The organism is Synechococcus sp. W55.1 (assembly GCF_047461655.1).
Lineage (GTDB): Bacteria > Cyanobacteriota > Cyanobacteriia > Thermostichales > Thermostichaceae > Thermostichus.
Genome location: NZ_JANSHN010000030.1, coordinates 24498 through 35043 on the forward strand (window position 1 = coordinate 24498; position 10546 = coordinate 35043).

The following is a 10546-nucleotide window of genomic DNA, read 5'->3' on the forward strand; positions in this document are numbered from 1 at the left end:
GTCCTCTTGCTTAGCGGCTCAGGAACTCTCTCTCCTCAGCCCGATTGGAGATAGGGTGGTAGCAGCGCTTGCAGAGCAGAATAACCATGGTGGGTAAGTTTTTTCAAAAATTGGCAGGAGAGGATCCCTTGTCGGGTCGGCTACCCCCTGGGCAGCATTTGGCGCGGGGCTTTCCGGTGCTCACCTACGGCGATACGCCGGTGATCCGGCCAGAAGAATGGCGGCTGCGCATTTGGGGATCCGTGGAAAAAGAAGTAGTGCTCACCTGGGAGGATCTGCTGGCCTTGCCCCAACATACGTTCACCGCCGATTTTCATTGTGTTACCCGCTGGTCAAAGTTGGATGTGACTTGGACAGGGGTGCGGATCCCGGACGTGTTGCAGGCAGTATCCATCGCTCCTGAGGCCAAGGCGGTGATGCAACACTGTTATGGTGGCTACACCACCAACCTGACTCTGGAGGAGTTCATCCGCCCCGAAAACTACCTGGTTCACACCCTGGAAGGCCAGCCGCTCCCGGTAGATCACGGTGGGCCGGTGCGCACTTTGATCCCTCACCTGTACGCCTGGAAAAGTGCCAAGTGGATCGGCGGCCTGGAGTTTCTCCCCCAAGATCAGCCGGGCTTTTGGGAGCGCAACGGCTACCACATGCGCGGTGAACCCTGGGCAGAAGAACGCTACAGCGATTCATAGAGGCTCTGGGATTTTGCCCTCCTTGGCCAGGGATCCCTTGAAGCTTTTTGCCACCGTCTGCCGTTTTGGCCGCAAACTGAAAAGGGTGCCTGCATCTTCAAGGAAGAGATCAAATCGGAAGCCTCGAAAGACCCAGTAAGCAGAGATCATGGGATCCCGTTCACCACGTCCAGCCCGGCCCATCCGTTCCGGCCACTATCCGGCCAAAGAGCTGTGCAGCCAGTGTGGCCTTTGCGATACCCGCTACGTGGCCCAGGTCAGAGAAGCCTGTGCGTTCTTGAACCAGCAACTGACCCAGTTGGAAGAACAGACCCACGGGCGATCCCGGGAATCGCTGCGCTCAGGATCCCTCGCCGTCACCGATACCGATTACTTCGGTGTCTACGAGGCAATGTTTACGGCCCGCAAACGGGATCCGATCCCTGGTGCCCAGTGGACGGGCATCGTCAGCAGCATTGGCATGAAGGCCCTCACCAGCGGCTTGGTGGAAGGGGTGGTGTGCGTGCAGGCGGATGCCCAGGATCGTTTTCAGCCCCGGCCCATCTTGGCACGTACCCCCGAAGCGGTCTTGGCGGCGCGGGTCAATAAACCAACCCTGTCCCCCAATTTGTCGGTGCTGGAGCAAGTGGAGCAAAGTGGCCTCAAACGCCTATTGGTGATCGGGGTGGGCTGCCAAATCCAAGCTTTGCGGGCTGTGGAAAAAAAACTGGGCCTAGAGAAGCTGTATGTGTTGGGCACGCCTTGTGTGGACAATGTCAGTCGCGCCGGGCTGCAAAAATTTCTAGAAACCACCAGTCGCTCCCCAGAAACGGTGGTGCATTACGAGTTTATGCAGGATTTTCGTGTTCACTTCAGGCACGAAGATGGCTCAATCGAAAAGGTGCCTTTCTTCGGTCTTAAAACCAAGGAATTAAAGGATGTGTTTGCCCCCTCTTGCCTCAGTTGTTTTGATTATGTGAATGCTCTGGCGGATCTGGTGGTGGGCTACATGGGATCCCCCTTGGGCTGGCAATGGCTGCTGGTGCGCAACCAGCGGGGGCAAGAGCTGCTGGACTTGGTTTGGGAAGAGCTGGAAACCCAACCGGTGATCTCCCAGGGATCCCGGCGGGCGGCAGTGCAACAGGGGATCCCAGCCTACGATCAAGCCCTGACCCTACCGATGTGGTTGGCCCAGATCATGGGGGCGGTGATCGAGCGGTTTGGGCCACGCGGTTTGGAATATGCCCGTTTTTCCATCGATTCCCACTTCACCCGTAACTACCTCTATGTGCGCCGCCACTATCCGCACAAGCTAGAGCAGCACGTGCCCCCCTTCGCCCGGCGCATCGTGGAGCAGTATCAACTTCCCAAGGACTGAGAATTACGGTCATTTCGATTCAAGCCAGGACACTGCAACCACCCTAAAACTTTGAAGGAACGGGTCTATAGGGCTTTTCTCAGTGGCGCAGGCGTCTCACCCTAACCTGAAACGACCATATGCGGTCACTTCAAGTAGCCAATCAAAGGGTTTGTCGCGTTGATCCCTAGCTCCCCCTGGGAGAGAGGCCGGGGGTGATGGAGGATCGAGAATGGCTATTGATCTAAATCCTTCAGATCCTTGCCAGAAGGGATCCTCGCGGCTCCTTCATCCTATGGCTCAGCAGTAGCGGATCCCGGCTTCCGCCCAGCGATCGATGGCCTGCCCCATGCGCTCGCAATCGGCAATCAAGCTAATCCGCACGTAGCCTTCTCCCCCTTCTCCAAAGGCGCTGCCGGGAGTCACCACCACCCCGGTGGACTCTAAAACCCGTAGGGCAAACTCTGTTGATCCCTCGGGGGTGCCATCAGCAGTGCGAGGGGTAGGGATCCAGAGGTACATCGTCGCCTGAGTCGGTGGGATCCGCCAGCCCAGTTCCGCCAAGCGGCCAATCAAATAGTCGCGACGGCAGCGGTAGCGTTCTTGCACCTGCTCCAGGTAGCTATCCGGCAGGCGCAGGGCGGTTTCGGCAGCCTTTTGGATGGCAGCGAAAATGCCGTAGTCGAGATTGGTTTTTAGAGTGCGCAAGCTCTGGATGATCTGGCGATTGCCCACCACAAATCCCACCCGCCAACCGGCCATGTTGTAGGTTTTGGAAAGGGTATGGAACTCCACCGCCAAGTCCTTGGCCCCTGGGATCTGCAGCAAGCTGGTGGGCCGGTAGCCATCAAAAGCCAGCTCGGCGTAGCACAGGTCGTGCACTAGGATGAGATCGTAGCGGCGGGCAAACTCCACCACTTCCTCAAAAAAAGAGCGGGGCGCCACCGCAGCCGTTGGGTTGTTGGGGTAGTTGAAATACAGCACCCGCGCCTGCTGAGCCACTTCCGGCGGTATTTCTTGCAGGTCAATCAGCCACCCCTTCTCCGGTCGCAGCATCATCGGGTAGATCTGCCCCCCTGCGATCATGGGGCCGCGAAAATGGGCCGGATAGGCAGGGCTGGGCACCAACACCAGATCCCCAGGATCCACATAGGCCAAAGCCAGATGGGTCAGCCCCTCTTTGGATCCCAGCAGAGGCAGCGCCTCCCCATTGGGATCCAGCTCCACCCCGTAGCGACGCCAGTACCAATCCGTGATTGCCTGGCGAAAACTGGCCGTGCCCTCAAAGGGCGGGTAGCCATGGTGGGCGGGATCCGCAATGGCCGCCTGGGCTGCCTCCACCACCGGCTGTGGGGTGGGGCCATCGGGATTGCCCATGCCCAGATCGATCAAATCCAACCCCTGCTGGCGGGCGCGGGCCTTCAGCTCATCCAACCGGGCAAAGACATAAGCGGGCAGTTTGTTCAGCCGTTGGGCGGGGATGAGGGCACGGTTCATAGCAAGGGTGGGGAAGGGGCGCAGCCGGTGTTTGATTGTGAGGATAGCTACCTAACTTACCGCTAGACCTGCACCCAAAGCAATGATCGAGATCGGCGGGTTTGGGCATCCGGGATCCGGAACGGCTAGGATAGATATCCCATCTCAAGTTATCGACGAGCCGAACAGTGCCCCTACCACTTGTGGCTATTGTGGGTCGCCCCAACGTGGGCAAATCTACCCTCGTCAACCGCATGGCGGGGGTGCGTTCGGCCATTGTGCATGATGAGCCTGGGGTGACCCGGGATCGTCTGTACCAGGAGGTGGAATGGAACGGGCGCCGCTTGCGGGTGGTGGACACCGGCGGCCTGGTTTTTGGCGACGACAGCGAATTTCTGCCCCACATTCGCCAGCAAGCGATGGCAGCCATGGCCGAGGCGCAGGCCGTGATCTTCGTGGTGGATGGCCGAGAGGGACTGACACCCGCCGATGTAGAAGTGGCCGATTGGCTGCGCAAACAACCCCTGCCGGTGGTGGTGGCCGTAAACAAGTGCGAGTCGGGGCAGATGGGCCTGGCTCAGGCAGCAGCCTTTTGGGAGCTGGGGCTGGGGGATCCGATCCCCTGTTCCGGCATCCATGGCAATGGGGTAGCCGAGCTGTTGGAGGCGGTGCTGGCTCACTTGCCCGAAGTGACCGCAGAAGCCGCAGGCGAGCCAGATCCCATCGCCGTCTCGATTGTGGGACGGCCCAACGTCGGCAAATCCAGCCTGCTCAACCGCCTGGTAGGATCCGAGCGGGCCATCGTCAGCCCCATTTCCGGCACCACCCGCGATGCCATCGACACCGTGGTCACCTGGGAAGGGCAGCCCTATCGCCTCATCGATACCGCCGGCATCCGCAAAAAAAACCGCGTGCAGTACGGCATTGAGTTCTTCAGCATCAACCGGGCCTTCAAGGCCATCCAGCGCTCGGATGCAGTGCTGCTGGTGATCGATGCTTTGGAGGGGGTTACCGAACAGGATCAGAGGCTGGCCGGGCGCATCGAAGAAGAGGGCCGCGCCTGCGTTGTCGTCGTCAACAAGTGGGATGCAGTAGAAAGCAAAGATACCCACACCATCAACGAGTTCACCCGCGAGATTCGCGACAGGCTTTACTTTATTGAATGGGCGCCGCTCCTGTTTGTCAGCGCCCTCACCGGGCAACGCACCCACAAAATCTTTGAGCAGGTGAATACCGTGGTGGCCGCCCACCGCAAACGGGTTCCCACCGCTGTGGTCAACGAAGTGCTCCAGGATGCTCTTGCCTGGCAATCGCCCCCCACCAACCGCCAGGGCAAGCAGGGCAAAATCTACTACGGCACCCAAGTGGCGGAGCGGCCCCCAACCTTTGTTCTATTTGTCAACGATCCGGATTTGTTCAAGGATAACTACCGCCGTTTCTTGGAAAAGCACTTCCGGCAAAACCTGGACTTTACCGGTACCCCCATTCGCTTTCGCTGGCGCGGCAAGTCCGAGCGCTTGGTAGGACGAGCGGTGCGAAAATTGGAGGGATCCCTGGCCTCTCGTTAGGCCCTTTGGAGGACGAAGCTCTGTTCTGAAAGCCTATGGCTGTGGATCCCAACGTCAAAACCCTGGTTGACAACCGTCGCGCCCGCTTCGAGTACGACATCTTGGAGACCTATGAGGCCGGGATCCAACTGACCGGCACAGAGGTGAAATCGATACGAGCGGGCAAAGCCAACCTGCAAGACGCTTTTGCCCTCTTTCGGGATGGGGAAGCATGGCTGCACAATCTGCACATCTCCCCCCATGACACCGCCAGCAAAGTGTTTAACCACGACCCTACCCGCCGCCGCAAGTTGCTGCTGCACCGCCGCGAGATCGACCGCCTACGGGGCTTGGTGGAACAAAAGGGCCTGACCGTGGTTCCCCTCAAGCTGGTGCTCAACCGCGGCTGGATCAAAGCCCATCTGGGCGTGGCCCGCGGCAAAAAGCTCCACGACAAGCGGCAGGCAATCAAAGAGCGGCAAACCCAGCGGGAGATTCAGCGGGAACTGAAGGAACGATAAATTTCTCCCTGAGCCCCTGCTGGCTTCCACGTCGTTTGCCAAGCGCCTTTTTGTATTCTCAGATACAGCGATCTGCAGCGGGATCCCGATGATGGATGCAGTCTTCCGGCTTTGGATCCCTGTTCTGTTGGAGCTGCCTGTGAACTGGAATCTTACCCGCGCTTTTTCTCCCTCGAGAGGCTGGGCTATTGGCCTGGCAGTCGCCGCTCTACTGGGATCCACCCCCACAACAGCGCAAGAGACCTTCAAAGTGGGCATGGTGCTGGTGGGGCCGATGCAGGATGGCGGCTGGAGCCAGGCGCATGTGGAGGGCAGCGAATACGTCAAGGCCAAGTTGCCCGGTGTCGAGTTTGATTACCTGGATAAGGTGAACCCGGCGGATCGGCCCAATGTGCGCGCCTCCCAGGTGGCGGATGACATGATCGCCCGAGGGGCCAAGGTTATCATCTTTACTTCTGATGACCACAAAGACGACGCGATTGAAACGGCCCGCAAGCATCCCGAGATTGCGGTTATCCATGCTTCTGGGGACATGGCCTGGAAGGAGGGGAAAAATTACATCGATCTGCCCAACTTGGCCAACATCATGCCCCAGATGGAAGCGATGCGCATGGTGGCTGGCTGTGCTGCAGCCCTGGGCTCCGAAACCGGCAAAATTGGCCTATTGGGACCTCTGATCAACGATGAAACCCGCCGTTACGCTGCTGCTGCTTACTTGGGGGCCAAATACTGCTGGGAAACTTACCGAGATCGTCCTGAAGAGTTGCAGTTCCGGGTGACCTGGATTGGCTTCTGGTTCAACATTCCAGGGGTTACTTTGGATCCAAGCAAGGTTGCCGATGACTTTTACAACAGCGGCTTTGATGTGGTGATGTCGGGGTTGGATACGCCGGAGGCGGCGGTACAAGGCAAGCGGGCTGCTGAGGCCGGAAAGCGAGTGCGCTACACCCACTACGGCCTGGCCAGCGGTTGTAACTTTGCGCCCGAAATTTGCCTGGGGGTTTCCTACTACAACTGGGGGCCAGGATACAAGCAATTGATCGAGGCAGCTCGCGCGGGCACCTTCGAGAGCCAATTCCTGCGTCCGCCCATCGACTGGTCAGACATCAACAACCCGGACACGTCTTCGGCGGGGTTCATCATGGGAGAAGCCCTGAAGCCGGAAGACAAGGCCAAGCTGGAGGAGTTTATTGCTGGCTTGGGGAATGGCAGCATTCAGCTCTTCAAGGGGCCACTCAACTTCCAAGATGGCACGCCCTTCTTGGCTGAGGGGGAAGTGGCCAGCGAGGTTGATATTTGGTATCTGGGCCAGTTGCTGCAGGGCATGGAGGGAGCCAGCAATTAGGAGAAAATGTTTCATGCTCCGGGTAGGGGGAAGAACCGGTCGGTTTCTTTCACCCGCTGACACCAGGCTCGGATCTGGGGAAAGGGCTTGAGGTCAAACCCACCCTGCTCCGCCACATGGGTGTATGTGAAAAGGGCGAGATCGGCGATGGTGTAGCGGTTGCCCACAAAAAACACCTTCCCCTGCAGATGGCCTTCCATGATCTCCAGCGCCTCTGTTCCAGATTTCAAGTTCTGGGCGATCACGTCAGCATGGGCCTCTGCTTGGCCAGCCCGCACCCAGAAGCGAGTGGTGGCGATGTAGCGGGCAATGCGGGTTTGTTCAAAAAGCAACCACTTCAAAATCTCGGCCCGTTCCAACTTGTTTTGGCCGTAGAGGGGGGTGTCTTCTGCCAGGTAGACCAAGATCGCGGCGGACTCGGCCAAGACCGTTCCATCTTCCAGTTCCAAAGCCGGGATCTGGCCCAGGGGGTTTTTGGCCAGGTACTCGGGGCGGCGGTTTTCTCCGGCCCTGGAGTTGACTTCAACCGTCTCATAGGGGATCCCCAATTGCTTGAGGAGCAATTCCACTTTGTAGCAATTTCCGGAGGTTGGGATCCCGTACAGTCGCAACATTGTGGTTAACCTCAGCCCAAAGCACCTTACAAAGAACTTCGTCCTAACAACGCCAACAGCAACCCAATCAACAAAAACCCTCTGTCCCTAACACTTTTTTAGCAGCTTTGTTCTTCCAACTCCTGCATCTGCCGGCGGTATTCCCGCCCAAAGGCTTGCAGCAACCCTTCTGCATGGGAAAGAGGCCCTGCTTCATAGGCACGGGATCCCACCCCTTGCTGGGTGAGCTCGCACAGGTGCCAATCCTGTCGATTGGTGCGATCCCACAATTCGACCACCTCGCTGGGATCAAAGCCATCCAGCGCCAGGGTCTCCGGCTCAAACAGCCAATCGCAGACAACCCGCGTCCGGTCGGATCCCTGGGGCCACAGAGTGTGGGTCATGACATAGTCCGGCTGCAGGCTCAAGAATAGATTGGGCATAAGGGTGTAGTAGTAGGCCCGCCGTTGGTTCTCGCCTCGCACGGTGGAGATCAGGGGCAAGCTGCGTTGGCCACTCATGTTTAGGCTGGTCACATCTGGATTGAGCAACATGTAGCCGCCCAAAAAGGGGCCTTCCATCAAGTCGTTGCGACCGCTGCGAGCCGGCGAAAGGCGGGCCAATTCTGGGTGAATGAGCGGGCAGTGGTAGCACTCAGAGTAGTTTTCAAACAGCAATTTCCAATTGGCTTGAACGTGGTATTCAATACGATGGCCTCGCCGCAGAGCGGACAGGTTCCACTCTCGGAAACGACCTTGCAATGGGGCAAAAACCTCATCGAAGGGCTGAGGATTGCGGCTGAGGTTGACCCAGACGAAGCCTTCCCATTCTGCCAAGGCAGCGGAGTGGAGGGGATAATCTTCACGGCGAAAGTCTTCCACCTCGTGCATCTGGGGAGCCGCCAACAATTGTCCATCCAGCCCATAGCGCCAGGCGTGGTAGGGGCAAGGGATCCCATCGGCAAAATGGCCTTGGAGCTCGCTGCAGAGTCGGGTTCCTCGATGGCGACAGTGGTTGAAGAAGGCATGGGCTTGCCCCTTGGGATCCCGTACCAGGATCAGGCTTTCTCTGAGCACCTGCACCTGCAAAAAGTCTCCAGGTTGGGCCAGATCGGCACTGCGCCCCACGCAGAACCACTGCCGATAAAAAATCCGCTCGATCTCCGCCTCAAAACGGCTGGAGGAGACGTAGTAGTGGCCCGGCAGGGTGCGGGCGCCGGGTTGAACAGTAGCGGGATAGAAAGCGGTCATAGCGCGGGGCAGCAAAGCAAGATGGGAAAAACTGCCGTTGAACTCCAAAGGCTTTGCTATCCAAGCTAACGCAGGGATCCCATCCGGCATCTATTCCAAGCAGATCCAAGGCATTTTTAAGGCATTTTTGAAGCATTCCCCCCAAGCACGCTGTGCTGCTCGCGCAAATACCCCAGTCTCCTACCCACAAGGGGAGAGGGGGGCATAAGAACTCCGTCCTGCTGACGCAAATGGCTTATTCCCGCTAGGGGGACGTAGCGCTATAGCCCAAGTCGCGCAGAAGGTGCTCAGAGCGCCGCCAGTGGGGCCGCACCTTGACAAACAGCTCCAGGTACACCTTGCCCAGGATCAGCTTTTGAATCTGCAGGCGGGCTGCCTGGCCGATCTGCTTGAGCCTTTCCCCCCCTTTGCCGATGAGGATCCCCTTTTGGGAGTCCCGCTCCACATAGAGGGTGGCCAGGATGCGGGTGACGTTGGGGGTTTCTTCCACCTGGTCGATGGTCACGGCCACCGAATGGGGCACTTCCTCGCGGGTCTGCAGCAGCACCTGTTCTCGGATCAGCTCCGCCATGATGAACCGCTCCGGCTGATCCGTCACCAAATCCGGTGGGTAGTAGTAGGGGCCGGTGGGCAGCAGGTCGATGGTGGCCTGGATCAGAGGCGTCAAACGGCTGGGATCCAAGGCAGACACCCAAACGACAGGAGCGCCGGGGCGCAGGGCTTGGTAGCTCTCTTGGTGAGCTTGGCGCACGGCAGCATCCCGAGGAAGCAGATCCGCTTTGTTGCAGACGATCAGGCAGGGGGAAGCAGCAGGGATCCGCTCGGCAATAAAAGCATCCCCGCGTCCTGCCGGCACCGATCCATCCACCACGAAGAGGATCACGTCCACAGCGGCAATGGCTGCCTGGGCGTTGTGTACCAAGATTTCCCCCAGGCGGTGGTGGGGTTTGTGGATGCCAGGGGTATCCACCCAGATGATCTGGGCTTGGGGTAGGGAGAGGATCCCCTGTAGGCGGTTGCGGGTGGTCTGGGCCACGGGAGAAGTGATGGCGACCTTTTGTCCCACCAGGGCATTGAGCAGGGTGGATTTGCCCACATTGGGCCGCCCGATCAGCGCTGCAAATCCCGACTTAAACCCCGGCGGGGCAACCGGGATGGCAGACAGTTCCCCGCCCCCGCTGCTGATAGGATCGGGCACCGATTCCGCTTGTGCTTCAGAAGCCAAGGACTCCGTCCGAGCGGCGTGAACGGATCTTTGTCCTTCAGGGGAGGGATCCCTACCGTCTGGAGGAGAGTGGGAAGATCCGACGCTTTGCTCTTGTAGCTCTTCTTCTGCCATAGCCTTCAGTAAACCACCCGCACTCATGCTGACATATAGAGAGCGAGCTTTCGGTAGCCCTGTAGTTGGCAAGCCAATCACGTTCGCGAAGCGAGCCGTAGGCTTAGCCTCTGGGCTGGTTTACAGCAGCCCCCAAAAGTGCAATCATATTTGCCCCATTCAAGTCCGCATCCCCTTCCCATCCACAATGCTCACACTTAAACTTCTTCCCACTGCGATAGGATCGCGCAGGGTCGGGATGTAATGTGCAGACACCGGTGGCAGCTCTGCGAGGTATGAGCAGGCGGAACAAGGATCAGAGAAACCCCTGCACGCAGAGCCTTGTACTCTAGAAACTGTCTCAGTTCTCCTTGCCAGACAGCTGTTGCAGCAGTTCTCTGCATCTGCGCCGCGAACTGCGTGTGCCCTTACTGGCTTTGCGTTGGAGTACCGCCCTCAACCGGGAGT

General features: G+C 58.6%; 9 protein-coding genes and 1 pseudogene. 5 read left to right on the forward strand and 5 right to left on the reverse strand.

The features are described from left to right. Window positions 1-86: 86 nt before the first annotated feature. Window positions 87-692, forward strand: coding sequence for a sulfite oxidase-like oxidoreductase (locus NW816_RS12900; protein WP_414374616.1), 606 nt, complete (start codon window positions 87-89; stop codon window positions 690-692). Window positions 693-840: 148 nt separating this feature from the next. Next, window positions 841-2049 (forward strand): Coenzyme F420 hydrogenase/dehydrogenase, beta subunit C-terminal domain, encoded by a 1209-nt coding sequence (locus tag NW816_RS12905; RefSeq protein WP_414409415.1) that lies wholly within the window; start codon window positions 841-843, stop codon window positions 2047-2049. Window positions 2050-2328: 279 nt separating this feature from the next. Here the strand turns inward: NW816_RS12905 and NW816_RS12910 are convergent, their stop codons facing one another. Continuing rightward, a complete protein-coding gene (locus NW816_RS12910) occupies window positions 2329-3525 on the reverse strand; it encodes an aspartate aminotransferase (protein ID WP_414409416.1) in 1197 nt (398 codons plus the stop codon). Between the two features lie 167 nt (window positions 3526-3692). On the opposite strand from NW816_RS12910, the gene der reads away from it, so the two are divergent. The 3 genes from der (at window position 3693) to NW816_RS12925 (ending at window position 6917) form a co-directional block, all read left to right on the forward strand. Beyond that, a complete protein-coding gene (gene der / locus NW816_RS12915) occupies window positions 3693-5072 on the forward strand; it encodes a ribosome biogenesis GTPase Der (protein ID WP_414409417.1) in 1380 nt (459 codons plus the stop codon). A 35-nt stretch (window positions 5073-5107) separates the two neighbouring features. Further along, the gene (smpB, locus tag NW816_RS12920) at window positions 5108-5572 is read left to right on the forward strand and encodes an SsrA-binding protein SmpB (RefSeq protein ID WP_011432891.1); all 465 of its coding nucleotides are present in this window, start codon (window positions 5108-5110) and stop codon (window positions 5570-5572) included. An 88-nt stretch (window positions 5573-5660) separates the two neighbouring features. Further along, entirely contained in the window at window positions 5661-6917 is a 1257-nt protein-coding gene (locus NW816_RS12925; RefSeq protein WP_414409418.1) for a BMP family lipoprotein, read from the forward strand. A gap of 11 nt (window positions 6918-6928) precedes the next feature. Here NW816_RS12925 and NW816_RS12930 read toward each other — a convergent pair whose 3' ends face one another. The 4 genes and pseudogenes from NW816_RS12930 to NW816_RS12945 form a co-directional block, all read right to left on the reverse strand. After that, complete coding sequence (locus NW816_RS12930; protein ID WP_414409419.1) at window positions 6929-7531, reverse strand: glutathione S-transferase family protein; 603 nt, start codon at window positions 7529-7531, stop codon at window positions 6929-6931. Window positions 7532-7629: 98 nt separating this feature from the next. Further along, window positions 7630-8760, reverse strand: a complete 1131-nt coding sequence (locus NW816_RS12935; protein WP_414409420.1) for an aromatic ring-hydroxylating oxygenase subunit alpha — start codon at window positions 8758-8760, stop codon at window positions 7630-7632. Between the two features lie 244 nt (window positions 8761-9004). After that, window positions 9005-9985, reverse strand: a complete 981-nt coding sequence (gene era / locus NW816_RS12940) for a GTPase Era (protein ID WP_414409421.1) — start codon at window positions 9983-9985, stop codon at window positions 9005-9007. A 191-nt stretch (window positions 9986-10176) separates the two neighbouring features. After that, window positions 10177-10546, reverse strand: a pseudogene (locus NW816_RS12945) (zinc ribbon domain-containing protein); the annotation flags it as partial.